Annotated in this window: 15 protein-coding genes; 4 read left to right on the top strand and 11 right to left on the bottom strand. The window is 66.8% G+C overall.

Going from position 1 to position 15,429, the window contains the following annotated elements:
- Positions 1–3 precede the first annotated feature (3 nt).
- From aztD to QH195_RS06910, 4 genes are all read left to right on the top strand, one after another.
- Positions 4–1,158, top strand: a complete 1,155-nt coding sequence (gene aztD / locus QH195_RS06925) for a zinc metallochaperone AztD (RefSeq protein WP_280434762.1) — start codon at positions 4–6, stop codon at positions 1,156–1,158.
- A gap of 288 nt (positions 1,159–1,446) precedes the next feature.
- Entirely contained in the window at positions 1,447–2,901 is a 1,455-nt protein-coding gene (locus tag QH195_RS06920) for a TerD family protein (protein ID WP_280434761.1), read from the top strand.
- Positions 2,902–3,016: 115 nt separating this feature from the next.
- Positions 3,017–3,544, top strand: a complete 528-nt coding sequence (locus QH195_RS06915) for a DUF1990 family protein (protein ID WP_280434760.1) — start codon at positions 3,017–3,019, stop codon at positions 3,542–3,544.
- Between the two features lie 245 nt (positions 3,545–3,789).
- Positions 3,790–4,596 carry a FadR/GntR family transcriptional regulator gene (locus QH195_RS06910; RefSeq protein ID WP_280420801.1) on the top strand — a complete coding sequence of 269 codons (807 nt, stop codon included), beginning with the start codon at positions 3,790–3,792 and terminating at the stop codon, positions 4,594–4,596.
- Position 4,597: 1 nt separating this feature from the next.
- On the opposite strand, the gene QH195_RS06905 is transcribed toward QH195_RS06910, so the two are convergent.
- The 11 genes from QH195_RS06905 to QH195_RS06855 form a co-directional block, all read right to left on the bottom strand.
- Positions 4,598–5,503 (bottom strand): acyl-CoA thioesterase, encoded by a 906-nt coding sequence (locus tag QH195_RS06905; RefSeq protein WP_280434759.1) that lies wholly within the window; start codon positions 5,501–5,503, stop codon positions 4,598–4,600.
- Positions 5,500–5,904: a DUF427 domain-containing protein gene (locus QH195_RS06900; RefSeq protein ID WP_280434758.1), complete on the bottom strand. Its 405-nt coding sequence runs from the start codon at positions 5,902–5,904 to the stop codon at positions 5,500–5,502. The genes QH195_RS06905 and QH195_RS06900 overlap by 4 nt, the downstream gene beginning before the upstream one ends.
- 58 nt (positions 5,905–5,962) lie before the next feature.
- Complete coding sequence (locus QH195_RS06895) at positions 5,963–6,580, bottom strand: carboxymuconolactone decarboxylase family protein (RefSeq protein WP_280434757.1); 618 nt, start codon at positions 6,578–6,580, stop codon at positions 5,963–5,965.
- Between the two features lie 105 nt (positions 6,581–6,685).
- On the bottom strand, positions 6,686–7,513 hold the full coding sequence (locus tag QH195_RS06890; RefSeq protein WP_280434756.1) for a TauD/TfdA dioxygenase family protein: 828 nt from the start codon (positions 7,511–7,513) through the stop codon (positions 6,686–6,688).
- Between the two features lie 22 nt (positions 7,514–7,535).
- A complete protein-coding gene (locus QH195_RS06885; protein WP_280434755.1) occupies positions 7,536–8,090 on the bottom strand; it encodes a nuclear transport factor 2 family protein in 555 nt (184 codons plus the stop codon).
- Positions 8,091–8,122: 32 nt separating this feature from the next.
- Positions 8,123–8,986: an SDR family NAD(P)-dependent oxidoreductase gene (locus QH195_RS06880; protein WP_280434754.1), complete on the bottom strand. Its 864-nt coding sequence runs from the start codon at positions 8,984–8,986 to the stop codon at positions 8,123–8,125.
- 9 nt (positions 8,987–8,995) lie between these two features.
- On the bottom strand, positions 8,996–9,526 hold the full coding sequence (locus QH195_RS06875) for a nuclear transport factor 2 family protein (protein ID WP_280434753.1): 531 nt from the start codon (positions 9,524–9,526) through the stop codon (positions 8,996–8,998).
- Between the two features lie 11 nt (positions 9,527–9,537).
- Positions 9,538–10,974 (bottom strand): aldehyde dehydrogenase family protein, encoded by a 1,437-nt coding sequence (locus QH195_RS06870; RefSeq protein WP_280434752.1) that lies wholly within the window; start codon positions 10,972–10,974, stop codon positions 9,538–9,540.
- Complete coding sequence (locus tag QH195_RS06865) at positions 10,974–12,680, bottom strand: thiamine pyrophosphate-binding protein (RefSeq protein ID WP_280434751.1); 1,707 nt, start codon at positions 12,678–12,680, stop codon at positions 10,974–10,976. Before QH195_RS06865 ends, QH195_RS06870 begins: the two co-directional genes overlap by 1 nt.
- 2 nt (positions 12,681–12,682) lie before the next feature.
- Positions 12,683–13,606, bottom strand: a complete 924-nt coding sequence (locus QH195_RS06860) for an SDR family NAD(P)-dependent oxidoreductase (protein WP_280434750.1) — start codon at positions 13,604–13,606, stop codon at positions 12,683–12,685.
- The gene (locus tag QH195_RS06855; RefSeq protein WP_280434749.1) at positions 13,603–15,426 is read right to left on the bottom strand and encodes a flavin-containing monooxygenase; all 1,824 of its coding nucleotides are present in this window, start codon (positions 15,424–15,426) and stop codon (positions 13,603–13,605) included. Before QH195_RS06855 ends, QH195_RS06860 begins: the two co-directional genes overlap by 4 nt.
- Positions 15,427–15,429: the final 3 nt, after the last annotated feature.

Genomic DNA, 15,429 nt, shown 5'->3' with positions numbered 1-15,429 from the left:
ACCATGCACAATCGATCCGGCACCAGACGAGCGGTCGCGCTGTCCGGCCTGCTCACCGCGGTGGTCGCGTTGAGCGGCTGCGGCAGCGCCGATTCCGGCGACGAGACCGCGATTGCCGAACCGCTGGCCGTCACCTACGACGGCGGTATCCATCTGCTGGACGGCACCACCCTGGAGCGGGGCGGCGGGGTGGAGCTCAGCGGATTCAACCGGGTCAATCCGGCCGGTGACGATCGGCATGTGATCGTATCCACCACGGACGGTTTCGAGGTATTGGACGCCGCCGGGGGACGATTCACCGATATCGAATTCCCCGGTCCGAAACCGGGGCACGTCGTCCGCCATGCCGGCCGCACGGTGCTCTTCGCGGACGGTACCGGGAAGGTGACCTCCTTCGATCCGGCCGATCTCGCCGGCGGGGCGCCGGAGACCACCGAATACCAGTCCGCCGAACCGCATCACGGTGTGGCCGTGGAACTGGAGAGCGGTGAACTCGCGGTCACCCTCGGTAACGAGGAAGAGCGGACCGGGATGATGATCCTGGACGCCGGCCGCAAGGAGACCGCCCGCAACGAGAAATGCCCCGGTGTGCACGGTGAGGCGACCGCTGCCGGCGATACCCTGGTCGTCGGCTGCGAGAACGGTGTCCTGGTCTACCGGGACGGCAAGCTCACCAAGGTCGACAGCCCGGATCCCTACGGCCGGATCGGCAATCAGGCGGGCAGCGACGTCTCCCCGATCGTGCTCGGCGACTACAAGACCGACGAATTCGCCGAACTCGAACGTCCGGAACGTATCTCACTGATCGATACCGAGAAGGGCACGCTGCGTCTGGTGGACCTGGGCACCAGCTACACCTTCCGTTCGCTGGCCCGCGGGCCGCAGGGCGAAGCGCTGGTCCTCGGCACCGACGGCGCCATCCACGTGATCGACCCGGTCGCCGGTGAGGTGAGCCGGACCATCGAGGTCATGGACTCGTGGCAGGAGCCGATCGATTGGCAGCAGCCGCGTCCTGCGCTGTTCGTCCGCGAGCGCATCGCCTACGTCTCCGATCCGGCCACCAAGCAGATCCACCGGATCGATCTGGCCTCCGGCGCGGTGACCCGATCGGTGACCCTGCCGGATGTGCCGAACGAGCTCAGCGGTGTGAGCTCCTGACCGACACCTGCGCGGTTCGCCGACAGTGCCGTCCGCGGGTTGCGGACCCGGATTCCGCCGGTTCCGCATCCCGCGCAGCGGTGGACACGGCTCCTTCGTGTGCATCCGGGACCGAGTCCGCCGCGACCCGGCTCCCGACGCGCGTCGGCAGCACCCACCCAGGACGGGCACCACTACCCGCTGCCCCGGCGACCCGAGTATCCCGGCCTGTACCCACCGCTCTCCCCCACCCCATGAGTCGTTCCGGCCCTACTCTGGTCGAGAACGCCACGAACGACAGGGGTGCGGATGTCCGAGACGATCGGCAAGGGCGCGAATACGGCGCTACGAGGTGGACAGGTGCGGATATCGGCGGCCCCGGCCGGGATCGATCTCACCGTGCTGTGCCTGCGGGAGAACGGGAAGGTCGGGAGCGACGCCGATTTCGTGTTCTACAACCAGCCGGTATCCCCCGATTCGGCGGTGCGGCTGGTGGCCGGCGAGATCACGGTCGATCTGGCGGCGGTCACCGGCAGCACCGACCGGATGGTGGTCGCGGCGTCGGTGGACACCGGAACGTTCGGCACGATTCCGCTCACAGTGCGGATTGCCGAAGCCGGCGCCGGTGACTACGAACTGCCCATAACCGGTCTGACCTCGGAGACGACGGTGCTGCTCGCGGAGGTGTACCGGCGGGCGGGCGGTTGGAAACTCCGCAATATCGGCCAAGGGTATGCCACCGGGTTGGCCGGACTGGCCACCGATTTCGGGATCACCGTCGACGACGACCCCACCACACCGCCACCCATCCCGGTCCCACCGGCACGGAGCACATCGACCCCGCCACCGGCGGGATATCCGGCACCATCGGCACCCGGGCACCACGCACCGGCGGGTGCGGTGCGGCATCCAGCCCCTGGTCCCCCGGGGTACCTGCCGCCGACCGCGCCGGGCTATCCGCAACAGAGCGGACCGGTCTCCCCGCAGCAGAGCGCACCCGGGTACTCGCCGACCTCGGATTTTCCGGCCGCCGCTGTGGTACCGGGTAGCCCGCCGGCCGGGTCCGCGGCTGCGCCCGGTCATCCGCCGGCGCTCCCGGGGACGACAGGCGCCGGGCATTCCCCATCTCCACCGTCCGGTGTGAATTTCAGTAAGGGCGCCGTCACGCTCACCAAAGGCGCCGGGCCGGTGTTGCTGGAGAAGGCGCCGCTGGTCCGGCTGCGGGTGGCATGGGCCAGTGGCACCGACTACGAGGCCTACGCCCTGGTCGTGCTGTCCGACGGAAAAGTCGTGCACGTCGCCACCTTTCCGGCGGCGGGTATTCCGGCGAGCCCCCAGTACGGCGATCTGGTACGCCATCTCGGTGACCGCGGGCGCGGGGATATCCAGCGTGGCGGCGGCCAGACCGAGGAGATCATCGAGGTGCGGCTGGCACCCGAGATCGTCGCGGTGGTGCCGGTCGCGTATTCGGCGATCAACAACGGGACCGGCTCCTTCCACAAGTACCGGGTCACGCTGTCCATCGAGAGCGGTGCGGATTCGGTGACCATTCCGGCCGACCAGGCGAAGAAGTCGAGCTGGATCTTCACCTGCGTACCGGGCATCGTCTACAACCGGCCCGAGGGTGTGCTCATCGAACGCCTCGAGCTCTACTCCCGCCGCTTCTCCGAACACCGCCCCGCGGTGACATTGCAGCCGGACGGGCGGGTGGCGGTCCGGATGGACAAGGGCCCGGTGAACCAGTTCAAAGCCGACCACACCTGAAGCCCGGAGGCGGCAGCGCGTAGGTCTTGCGTCCGTGCCGGCGGCGCACCGTTCTGGAGCGGATTCGGTGTCGCCCCGCGCGCGGTCCACGGTCGGCACGGGAGACAATTGTGCCGTGACGAGTTCCGCCGAACATCCGTCCTTCACCTATTCGGAGGTGGGCGCCACCCGTGGCGCGTTGCCCGCCGGGTATCACCGTCTGGAAGTCCGCCGCCGGCTCGGGCGCGGACGCGACGATTTCCGGCGCTTCGGCGACGCCGTACTTGCCTACCGGATGCAGCGTGCTCTGCGACTGCTGGCCGAGGCGGAAAAACAGCGGGCGGAACCGGGAACGCATGTCACGGTCCGGCTCGGGATCGGGCGGTTCGGCGTGCTCGCGCCGTGCCGGGTGGTGTATGTCCTGGACGAGGAGGATCGCCGCGGGTTCGCCTACGGCACACTGCCGGGCCACCCCGCATCGGGTGAGGAGCTTTTCGCGGTCGAGTACGACCGCGCCACAGCGCAGGTGTACGGAGTGGTCACCGCCTTCTCCCGGCCCGCGGCCTGGTACACGCGGTTCGGCGGACCGATGACCCGCGCTGTTCAACGGCTTGCCGCCGAAGCGTATCTGGTGGCTCTGCGCCGCACACCACCCGAATCGTGACGCCCACCGCCCGAACCGCAGCAACGGCCCGTACACCCACTGACCGAGTCCCACCCGAACCGCCTCGACAACTTCCGCAGTCACTCATCGAGTTCCACACGGCATCCGGAGACCGACGAACTGCCCCCGCCACGGCCCCGTCGCTTTCCGGCACTGTCCTATCAAATATTGCAATCATTGATGAACTAAGCGTTTCGCTATAAACTCGCGGCTATGGTGCACTTTTCCGGCCGGAAGCGGCTGTCGTGACGGCCCCGCGGCGTGGACGGGTCACCCAGCACCGGGTGGCGCAGACGGTGGCGGACGAACTGCGCACGCGCATCCTCAACGGCACCGACGACTACCGTCTGCCCACCCAGGATCAGCTGGTGCAGGAGTTCGGCGTCTCCTACCCCTCCATCCGCGAGGCGATCCGGATTCTCGAAACCGAGGGGCTGGTCACCGTGCGGCGCGGCAATGTCGGCGGCGCCGAGGTACACCGGCCCGACGAGACGTCGGCGGCGTACCACCTCGGCCTCGCCCTGCAGGGCGGCCGGGTGACCCTGCGCGATCTGGCGTCCGGGCTCCAGATGCTGGAACCGATGTGCGCGGCCGAATGTGCCCGGCGCGAAGACCGGCTCGAGGTCGTGGTGCCGGTACTCACCGAGAACATCGAGAAATCGAAGGATCTGGTGGACGACGGAGTCGCCTTCACCCAGACCGCGCGCGAATTCCACGATCTGGTGGTCTCGTTCACGCCGAACGCGACCGTCCGCTATGTGGTGAGCAGTCTGGTCGCGCTGTGGTCGGCGCAGGAGGAGGCATGGGCCGAGGCGCTCACCGGCCGCGGCGAGTATCCGTCGCGGGAGCAGGCGCGGGCCGCGGTGCGCACCCATCAGAAGATCGTCGACGATATCGCCTCCGGTCAGGCCTCGGCGGCCGAACATATGGCCTGCGCGCATCTCGCGGCGACCCAGGCGCTGCTGCTGGACCGGTTCGACGACGGCATCGTCAACGCGTCGTCCACCATGGCCCAGCAGGCGATCCGCAACGCCCAGGGTATCCGCCGCTGAACTACAGCCGCGCCTCGCTCGGGATATCGGTGACAGGCCCCCGTTCGAACGCGCGGATCATCGCTTCCTGGGTGAACGAAGCGATCAACCGGCCGCTTCCGGTGCTGATCTGGCCACGGATATGCGCGGAACCGGCTCCCACATAGGTCGCTTCGTGGTGATAGCGCAACCAGCCGTCCCATTTCACCGGATCGTGGAAGGTCACCGCGATTCCCATCGGTGCGGTCGACAGAGTGTGGTGGGCCTGTGCGGTACCGAGTCCGGGATGCGGGCGCAGCGCCGTGGAGATGCCGAGATGTCCCGTGAAATGCGCGAGTACGGCACGGTGCAGATCGTCGCGCGCCGGTACCTCGTCGTAGCGCAGCCAGGCGTCCACCACCGGCGGGCCGATATCGTCCGGGTCGTTGATATCGGCGCAGCCGACGATACGGACCTCGCGGCCGGGCAGTGGCAGACTTTCGGCCGGTAGTGCTTCGTCCGGTCCGGGCACCGGCGGTCCGGCCGGTTCGTCGCGGCGGACCAGGTCGGGTTGTGGTGTGTCCAGCAGCACCGTGCAACTCGTGCGGACCTTCAATTGCTGCCGGACGGTCACGGTGGCGCTGGCGAAACTGCGGCCGGCCTTGATCGGGGTGACGGTGAAGTCCAATGGAATATCGGGGTCGGCGGCGGAGACGAACAGGGCATGCGCGTTGCGCACGGTGCGGCCGGGCAGCGCTTTGGTGGCCGCGACGATGCTCTGCCCGAGGATCTGGCTGCCGTCGACCACTCGCCGGGTGCCGCCGTCGCTGTCGCCGAGATAGCGCGCCGGTACGACGGGGTCGGGCCGGACATCGAAGATTTCCAGCATTCGGGCCATCGACGACTCGGGGCTACCGCCCGTGGTTTCCGGCGGATGCCCGGCGTTCACGAGCGCACCCCGGTGTACCGGCCCGGACCGATGGTCACCTGCACCGCGGACTGGTCGAACGCGATATAGCCGGCCAGTCGCGCGACCTGCGGGTGCGGTTGCGGGTAAGACCACGCGACCCACGGACGGTCGCTCCCCGGCAGGGTCCAATACGACGCCTCGCCCTTGAACGGGCACACCGTATGCAGTTCGACGGGTTCGAGCAGGCCCGAGTTCACGGCCTGCGACGGGAAGTACACCACGAGGCCGTGATCCTGTTCGTCCACCAGCAGGCATTCGTCACTCACCGCCAACTGCCGGCCGTCGAGGGTGGCGGTCATCGTATTGGTGCGGGCCAGCAGATCGACCCGGTAGTCGGGGCGGTGCTGATACCCGGAAGGTACGGCTTCTTCGCTCATCATTGCTCCGAATCTCGGTAGGGCCGCCGGAATACATTCAGCGGCCGGCGATCCACTGATTTCACTGTCGCACAGGCAAGTATGGTTCGAGATCGGGTTCCGGCCGGACTCCGAACGACCGCATCGCCATGGCCGGCATCGCGTACGCACCCACGGTGAAGACGATATCCATCAGCTGCTGTTCGTCGAACTCTGCCGCAAGTGCCTGCCAGGCGGCGTCCCCGACCGTGCCCGCTTCACGCAGGTCATCGGCCGCCCGCAGCAGTGCGGCATCCGGTGAGGACCAGCCCGCGGCGGAGGGACCCTGGGCGATCCGGCGGATCTCCTCATCGGTCAGTCCGGCATTGCCGCCGAGTACGGCGTGCTGGGCCCGTTCGTAGTCACTGTCCCAGAGACGGGCGACCCGCAGAATCAGCAGTTCACGCTGCCGATCGGACAAGGCGGTGCCGTACAGCAGATGGCCGTTGAACGGCAGGACAGCCATGGTGAACCTGGGATGCCGGGCCAGGGTCCCGAGCAGATTGGTCCCCGAGCGGGTATTCGCGGGCGCGGGGCCGCCGTGGTGTACCCGAGTGCGGAAGTCGGCGAAGCACGCCCGGAGTTCCGCCGGCCATTCCGCGGGCTTCAGCGGGGGTATGCGCTCCATCTGCAACTCCTTGTCATCCATCTGCGTGGTCACGCTCCGCTACCGCCTCCGGGCCCGACTCGCTCATGCTCCGCCTGTTCGGCATGAGCGAGGGCCCTGCGTGGTCACGCTCCGCTACCGCCTCCGGGCCCGACTCGCTCATGCGATGGGTTCGGAACCGAGTACGGTCGACCGAGCCATGCGACGGGGTTCGGACCGATCGAATTCGCAGGCCCGGTGCATCAGGCCGGTGTTGTCCCACAGCACCATGTCGCCCACCGACCAGGTGTGGGTGTAGACGCGGTCGGGGGTGGTCGCGCGGTTTTCGAGATCGTCGAGCAGGCCCCGGCCGCCGGCCGGGTCGGTGCCCTCGATATGCGCGGCGGTGGCACCGAAAACCAGTGAGCGGCGGCCGGATTCGTGTTGCCATACCAGCGGGTGCACGCGGGGCGGGCGGCGCTCCCATTCGGCGATCTGCTCCGGGGTGGGATCGGGGTGGCTCAATCGCTGTACCCGCACCATTTTGTGTACGACCCGGATATCGGCCAGTTCTTCCTTCTCCCGCCCGCTCAGTTCGTCGTAGGCGACATAGGTGCTGGCGAACGCGGTTTCCCCGCCGTGGGCCGCGATCACCCGGGCGCTCATGATCGACGTCTCGGCGATCATCCGGTCCAGGCAGCCGTCGATATGCCAGTAGTCGTTGCTCGGGAAGTACGGCGCCAGCGGGTTCGCCGGATCGAAGCTGATCTCCATCACGTTCTTGTTCGGGAACTGCGGGAAAACAGCGAGCTCACCGAGTTCTGCACCGAACTCCACCTGTGCCGCATCGGTGGCGTGCAATTCGCGGAACAGCACCACCCCGTATTTTTCCAGTAGTTCCTGGCATATTCCCGGCAGATCGGGGTCGGCGACCAGCCGTTCGGCGTCGACGTCGAGAACCTCGACACCGACTTTCTCGCTCAGCTCTCGCGTGGCCACTGCAGGCATGACTGTCTCCTCACTTCCACGGTCAGCACGGGATATTCGGCCGGCGGATATTCCGCAACGGGCGCGCGTACGAGGGATCCTGCGGGCTGCGCGAAGGTGCACCGTTGGCGTGGATATCGGGAACATCGGCGAACGGTATGGGCATCGTCGGGACCATGCCCGACCATTCGATGATGTTGGTGCGCAGAATGATCCGCCATTTCCCGGCGCGCCGTTCGAGGCGGTCGAGATAGCGACCGCCGGCGAGCCAGTTGCTGTCGTCGCGGTTGCGGGCAGCGAAAAGATAGTAGGTTTCGGTGTGGGCGGTGTCGGCGTCGATATCGCAGGTGTGATTGAGCAGGTTGTGATGGGTCGCGTACTGCCCCTTCTCGTGCATCGCCGACGCCCACCCGTAGAGATCTTCCGGGCAGCCCACGAAATCACCGGCCGCGATTTCGGCGTCCGGGTGGAACGACGACAGGAACAGTGCGCGGTCGAACCGGTCCATTCCGCGACTGAAGCGGGTCAGGCAGTCGAGAATGTCCTGGCGGTCCAGGAGGGCGGCGAGCCTGGCCTGCTGATCGGTCGCGATGCTCATGATGTCCTCGGAATATCGTCGGTGCGCATGGGTTATGGGATCGGTGACCAGATCGGGGCGCCGCGGATTTCGCGCAGCGAGGGGATCTCGCGGCCGTCGATATCGGTGATGCCGTAGTCGCGACCCAGTTCCGCGGTGATGAAAGTCCCGCCGGTGCGCTGCATCAGTGCGGGATCCACGGAAAGTGCGGCGATGACCCGGCCCGGGTATTCGGGGGAACAGCCGTGCGCCGGGGTGGTGGCCGACTGCCCGGCCAGGCCCGGGACGGTCGCGAGATTGCGTTCCGCACGTTCGGTCATGGTCAGGCCCTGCCACAGCGATACCGAGGCGACGCCGAACGGTTTCAATTCGACCGCCATATCGCGGGCCATCCGGTCCACCGCGGATTTGGCGGTGCCGAACACCACCCCGTAGGTGTAGGCGACGCCCGTGTAGCCGGAAATCGCGACGATCAACCCGGATCCGTCCGGCACCATCAGTGCGGCGGCGTGCCGGGCAGCCACGAAATTCGATCGGACCCCGATATCGACCATTTCCCAGTTCGACAGCGGCTTCTTCCAGAACGGTTCCGGATCGGTCAGATCCTCCGGCAGCGAGAACGCATTGTTGACCAGGATGTCCAGCCGCCCCTGTTCGGCGGCAACCCGGTCGAACAAGGCGGCCACCTCGTCGTCGCGGCCGTGGTCGACCCGCACCGCGATACCCTGTCCGCCGCGGCGTGTGCAGTCGGCGGCGGTCGCACCGATCGTGCCGGGCAGCGCATGCTCGCCGGCGGCAACCGTACGGCCGGTGACGTATACGGTCGCACCCTGCTCCGCCAGCGCCAGCGCGATCCCCTTGCCGATACCGCGGCTGGCCCCGGTGACCACGGCGACCCGGCCGGACAGTGCACCCATCTGCGCCACCTACCCGCCGAAGAATTCTTCGCTGTAGTCACCGTGCGCGCGCCCGATGAACCGTTCCTCGCGCAGCGGGGCACCCAGCACACCCTGCGACCAGTCCGCCGAAACCCCTTCGTCCCGCACCCAGTCGTACAGCATGATCCGCTGCGCGATCCGCCACCGGCCGTCGCGGCATTCGAACCGGTCCAGACAGCGGCCGCCGAGTACCGAATCACGGTGCTCGGCGCCGGTATCGAGACGGTGGTAGGCGATCACCTGTGTTTCGGTGAGGGCGTGCTCACCGCGCAGGTCGATCGAGGTCTGCCCCAGCAGATGCTGGGTCGACACCACCGTCGGCGAGCCGGGGATCACCCAGTTCAGGTACTGGTCGAAGGTGCCGTCGAATATGCCGAAATCGACCGTGGCATCGGACCAGAACGCGTCCTTGACGAGGGTCGCATCGCGGCGATCCTCGCCCCGCGCGAGCCGGACCAGACAGTCACGGATACGCGCATGGGCCAGGATCGTCCGCACTTCGCCGGCGACGTCGTTCACCTCGGACGCCCTTATGCCTCGGCAGCTTCGGGGGCGTAACCGAGAATGCCCTTGACTTCGAGGTATTCCTCGAAACCGGCTTCGCCCCATTCGCGGCCGTTACCGCTCTTCTTGAAACCGCCGAACGGCGCCGCGAAATCGAAACCGCCGTTGATCCCGATCGACCCGGCACGCAGGCGCCGGGCGACAGCGCGCGCCTGGTCCAGATCCCGGCCGGCGACGAATCCGGCGAGGCCGTATTCGGTGTCGTTGGCGATGGCGACGGCATCGTCGATATCGTCGTAGCCGATGATGACCAGTACCGGACCGAAGATTTCCTCCCGCGCAATGGTCATATCGTTCGTGACGTCGGCGAAAACGGTGGGTTTGACGTAGTAGCCCTTCTCCAGGCCGTCCGGTCGCCCGGTACCGCCGGCTACGAGCGTGGCGCCCTCGTCGATCCCTTTCTGGATCAGGGATTGGATCTTCTCGAACTGCGCGGCGGCGACCACGGGACCGACAGCCACGTCACCGGTGGGGTCGCCGACGGTGATCGTTTCGGCGGCGGCACGGGCGGCCTCGATCGCCTCCGCCATACGAGCGCTGGGAACCAGCATTCGCGCGGGCGAACTGCAGGTCTGCCCGGAATTGCCCATCATGTTTCCGACGCCCGCGCCGACATTGGTGGCGAAATCCGCGTCGTCGAGGACGATATTCGGGCCTTTACCGCCCAATTCCTGGGTCACTCGCTTCACGGTCGGTGCCGCGTTACGGGCAATGTCGACGCCCGCGCGGGTGGATCCGGTGAACGAGATCATGTCGACCTCGGGATGCGACGACAGCGGAACGCCGACACCCGGGCCGTCGCCCTGGACAAGGTTGAACACACCGGCCGGAACACCGGCGGCAGCGAGGATCTCGGCGAAGATCTGCCCCGTGAACGGTGACCGTTCCGACGGTTTCAGCACCATCGTGCAGCCGGTGCCCAGCGCGGGGAAAACCTTCACGGCGATCTGGTTCATCGGCCAGTTCCACGGCGTGATCAGCCCGCAGACCCCGATCGGTTCCTTCACGATCAAGGTAGCGCCGCGCTGTTCTTCGAATCGGTAGTTCTCCAGCACCTCGATCGCCTGCTGCAGATGTCCCGCCGCCAGATCCACCTGGAATCCGTTCGCCAGCCCGGCGGGTGCGCCCATCTCCTCGGTGAGTGCCGCGGCCAGATCGGCGGTGCGCTTCTGGTATTCCGCGCCGACGGCCCGGAAGAGGTCCAGCCGTTCGCCGACCGTACTCGCGGCCCAGGCGGGGAAGGCCGCGCGCGCCGCGGTGACGGCCGCGTCCACATCGGCGGCCGATCCGGCCGCGACCCTCCCGGCGACCTCCTCGGTGGCGGGGTTGACCACGTCGAACGTCCGGTTTCCGGCCGGCCGGACCCATTGCCCGTCGATATAGAACTTCAGGTATTCGCGCATCACTGCATCCCTTCCGCGTACCAGGTGCGGAACTCGTCGTAGCTCGGCATCTCCTCGGAATTCGCCTTCGGATCCACCGCCACGTGGATGACTCCGGGTTTACCGCTGGCGAAAGCGCGTTTGATGGCGGGCGCGATCTCGGCGTCGGTATCGACGTATTCGCCGTAGCAGCCGAAACCCTCGGCGACCTTGTCGAGCCGGGTCTCCTTGCTCCAGTGCACCGCGGTCTCCCGGGAGCCCTGACCGAACGTACGTTTGTAGACGCCGACCTCGAGACCCCACGCGTAGTCGACCGCGACAACGGTGACCAGCGGAAGATTCAGCCGCGCAGCGGTTTCCAGTTCGGCGATCTGGAACTGGAACGACGAGTCACCGGTGATCAGCAGGACCGGCCGTTTACCGCCGTCGGCCACCGATGCACCCACCGCGTACGGCAGGCCGGTGCCCAGATGCCCGAAGTTCTGGTTCCAGACCACATCGTGCGGTTTGCACTGTGTGTAGGTCCAGCCGAAGATCGTGGTGGCGCCCCCGTCGCGGACCAGGATCCCGTCGGCGGGAAAATCCTTGGTGGCCTCCACGACCAGCCGGGCCGGATGTACCGGCGACATTCCCGAGGGCGCGGATTCGGCGAGCTCGGCCAGCCGGGTGGCGTCCTGTTCGATCCACCGGGCCAGCTCCGGGGTGGCGGTGCGCGGGGTGTCCTTCAGGGCGGCGGACAGCTGGGGCACGACGGCACGCAGGTCACCGACCAGCGGTACGTCGATGGGGCGGTTGACGCCGATGGCGGTGGGGTCCTGTTCGATCAGCACCCATTTCCGGATGGCTTCGTTCGCCAGCCAGTGCCGGCCCCGGCCGTAGTGCACCGGTTCGCCGAGTTCGGTGCCGATGGCCAGGCACAGATCCGAGTGCACGACGGCTTCCACCGCGGACGGCGAGAAGCCGTACGGGAAGGTGCGGTCCTCCAGTCCTTCGATGAAGGAGGTGCCGCCCGAGGTCTGCACGACCGGGCAGGCCATGAGATCGGCGAGTTCTTTCACCGAGGCGCCGGCGCGGGAGGTGTGCACGCCGTGCCCGACCAGCAGCACCGGCTGCTTCGCCTGCCGGATGAGCTCGGCGGCCTCGTCGATCTTGTCCTGACCGGCCGTCTGGCCGACCAGCCGGTAGCGGTGCGGCGGCAGTGGGTCAGCGACGTCGAGTTCCTCCTGGATGACGTGCGACGGGTATTCGATGTACACCGGGCCGGGTACACCGGTCAGCGCCTTGCGCAGGCCTTCGCGGATGATCTCGTCGGTCTGGTCGGCGTATTCGATACTCGCCGCGTATTTCACCGAGGGTTCCAGCAGGCCGGACTGTTTCACGAACTGGATCCGTCCGCGACGCACCCGCTGTTCGGTGATCCGCGCCCGCTGTCCGCCCAGGAAGATCACCGGGGAATTCTCCACCTTGGCGCACATCATGGCCCCGGCCATATTCGCCATACCGGGCCCGAGCGTGCCGATGCATACCGCGGCCTTACCGGTCATCCGGGAGACCGCCTCGGCCATGAACCCGGCGGATTCCTCGTGGTGCGGGGACACCACATTCCAGCCGCGTTCGTCGGCGAGATGGAACAGATGCACGAAATTCGGGTCGGGGATACCGAAAATCGTGTTGATACCTTCGGCGTCGAAGAGGTCCAGAATCCGTTCGTAAACCTTGACCGCCATATTCACTGTCCTCCCATGGCCATTGCGAAACTCCGGCCGATATGGTCGCTGTGCGCCGACGGCACCACCGGCAGCAACCACGAATCGGCGGTATCGCGTATGTCGTCCATTTGTTCGCCGACGTCCTCGATCGACCACTGCGGCCGATAGACGCCCGGCGTTTCCGCGATATAGGCCCGCGCCACCCGGCCGGCCAGCGCGACGAGCATCTCGCCGCTGATCGTGCAGGATTCGTGGGCCAGCCAACCCACGGCGGGCGCGACCAGCTCGGGTGCCATCGGCGGATATTTCGAGGTGTCCAGGCCGTCGGCGAGCCGGGTGACCGCCGCGGGCACGATCACATTCGATTTCACCCCGTATTCGGCGCCCTCGAGCGCCACCACATTCGACAATCCGATCACTCCGGCCTTGGCGACCGCGTAATTGGCGACGTTCCGATTCCCGTACAGACCGCCGATCGACGAAGTGAGAACCACCCGGCCGTAGCCGGCTTCGCGCATCGCCGGAAATGCGGCGCGGACCACGTGGAAGGCACCGCGCAGATGGACATCGAGGACGGAATCGAAATCCTCGTAGGACATTTCGGCCAGCGGCGCGTACCGGACGTTACCCGCATTGTGGATCATGATGTCGATGCGACCGTAGGTGTTCAGTGCGGTATCGACGATCGCCCGGCCGGCCTCCGGCGTGGCCACCGAATCGATACTGGCGACCGCTTCGCCACCGGCGGCGCGGATTTCGGCGACCACGCCACCGGCGACGCCGGCATCGCTGTCACCACCCGGAATACCGCCGCCCACATCGTTGACCACGACCTTCGCACCACGCTCGGCAAGCAGCAGGGCATAGGCCCGCCCCAGACCGCGGCCGGCGCCGGTTACCACCGCTACCCGGCCGTCGAAGCGCTTCCCGGAGTCCCCGGTCACCGGTCCAGCGCCAGACCCTCGAGGCGGCCGGTTCCGCGCCATTGCTGCAACAACTCTTCCAGGGCGTAGAAACCCGGCCAGTACGGTTCGCCGAGATGGGAGCGGATGTTCTGCTCGCCCTCGTTGTTGTAGTAGCCCGGCGTGCATTCCCGCTGGAAATTGCTGTTGTCCACCGCGGTTTCCTTGATGGTGGCGCACCACTGCTCGACCGCTTCCGGGGTGGGCTCCACCACCGTCGCGGCCCGGTTCAGTGCCTCGCCGATGATGTAGGAAGCGTGGGTGGCCTGCTGATCGAACATATCGGTGGTGCTCGCGGTGACCCCGCCCTGGATGAACCCGGTGAAGAAGATATTCGGGAACCCGTTGCTGGTCAGGCCGTGCAGGGTGCGGTAGCCGTCGCGCCAGTGCTCGTAGAGTGACAGGCCGTCGCGGCCGGTGAACGGGTGGATACCGAAGCGGCGGTCCAGTTCGGTGGTGATCTCGAAACCGCTGGCGAAGATGATGCAGTCCACCTGATGTTCCACACCGTTCGCGATGATTCCATCGGCGGTGATCCGGTCGACGCCCTTGGTCGCGGAAACATCGACGAGCGTCACATTCGGGCGGTTGTACGTCGGCAGATATTCGTCGTTGAAACACGGCCGCTTGCAGAGGAACCGGTAATACGGTTTGAGCGCGGCGGCGGTGGCCGGATCCTCGACGATCGCGTCCACCCGCTGCCGGACCCGTTCCATGGCCCGGTAATCCTGGATCTCCCGGATCTCCATGAATTTCTCCGGGGTCACCTCCGCCCAGCTGTTCGTCTCGTCCAGGTAGGCCTGCACATTCCGGCTGACCTCGGTCCAGCCGTCGCACACCAGATCCGGCTGCCCGGGCGCGAACGCCTCGAACGCGGCGGTGTGGAAATTTCGGCGCCGTTCCAGCTGCCAGCCGGGTTGCAGGGTTTTCACCCATTCCGGATCGGTGGGGACGTTGCCGCGTTCGTTGATATAGGACGGCGTGCGCTGGAAGACGTACAGGTGCTCGGCCGAGCGGGCGATATGCGGGATGATCTGGATACCGCTGGCGCCGGTGCCGATCACCGCGACCTTCTTGTCCTCCAGGCCGGTCAGGCCCCCGCGCATATCACCGCCGGTGTAGTCGTAATCCCAGCGCGCGGAATGGAAGGTGTGCCCGGTGAAATCGTTGATCCCCGGGATACCGGGCAACTTCGGTTTGTTGAACGGTCCCTGCGCCATGATCACGAACCGGGCCAGGATCCGGTCGTCGCGGTTCGTACCGATCCGCCAGCGCCGCAGCGTCTCGTCCCATTCCAGCGATTTCGTCATGGTCGAGAAGATCGCCTTCTCGTACAGTCCGAAATGCTTCCCGATACGCTGGGCGTGCTCGAAACATTCGTCGCCGTATGCATATTTCTGGGACGGGATGTAACCGGTTTCCTCGAGCAACGGAAGATAGCAGTACGCATCCGAATCGCATTGGATGCCGGGATAGCGGTTCCAGTACCAGGCGCCACCGAAATCACCCGCCAGTTCGATGATCCGGAAATCCTCGACGCCGGCCTGGGTGAGCCGCGCACCCGCGGTCAGCCCGGCCCAGCCCCCGCCGAGAACCACCACATCGACTTCCTCGGTGATGGGTTCGCGCGGCGTCACCGGGGTGTAGGGGTCGCCTTCGAAGACCTCGGCGAACCCGTCCTCGCTGGCGACGTACTGCTGTTGCCCTTCCGGTCGCAGCCGTTTGTCACGTTCGGCCAGGTATTTGGCCCGTAACGCGGCATGGTCGATCTCGGGGGTCTGCGTGGGTGCGCAGTTGTTCATCGG

Source organism: Nocardia carnea (assembly GCF_029868855.1).
GTDB classification, from domain to species: Bacteria; Actinomycetota; Actinomycetes; order Mycobacteriales; family Mycobacteriaceae; genus Nocardia; species Nocardia carnea_A.
This window is presented reverse-complemented; position numbering and strand designations above follow the sequence as displayed.

Coding starts and splice junctions, on each gene's coding strand:
- aztD (WP_280434762.1), top strand. CDS start 4: ATGCACAATCGATCCGGCACCAGACGAGCGGTCGCGCTGTCCGGCCTG.
- QH195_RS06865 (WP_280434751.1), bottom strand. CDS start 12,680: ATGGCGGTCAAGGTTTACGAACGGATTCTGGACCTCTTCGACGCCGAA.
- QH195_RS06920 (WP_280434761.1), top strand. CDS start 1,447: ATGTCCGAGACGATCGGCAAGGGCGCGAATACGGCGCTACGAGGTGGA.
- QH195_RS06890 (WP_280434756.1), bottom strand. CDS start 7,513: ATGCCTGCAGTGGCCACGCGAGAGCTGAGCGAGAAAGTCGGTGTCGAG.
- QH195_RS06885 (WP_280434755.1), bottom strand. CDS start 8,090: ATGAGCATCGCGACCGATCAGCAGGCCAGGCTCGCCGCCCTCCTGGAC.
- QH195_RS06870 (WP_280434752.1), bottom strand. CDS start 10,974: ATGCGCGAATACCTGAAGTTCTATATCGACGGGCAATGGGTCCGGCCG.
- QH195_RS06880 (WP_280434754.1), bottom strand. CDS start 8,986: ATGGGTGCACTGTCCGGCCGGGTCGCCGTGGTCACCGGGGCCAGCCGC.
- QH195_RS06900 (WP_280434758.1), bottom strand. CDS start 5,904: ATGATGAGCGAAGAAGCCGTACCTTCCGGGTATCAGCACCGCCCCGAC.
- QH195_RS06855 (WP_280434749.1), bottom strand. CDS start 15,426: ATGAACAACTGCGCACCCACGCAGACCCCCGAGATCGACCATGCCGCG.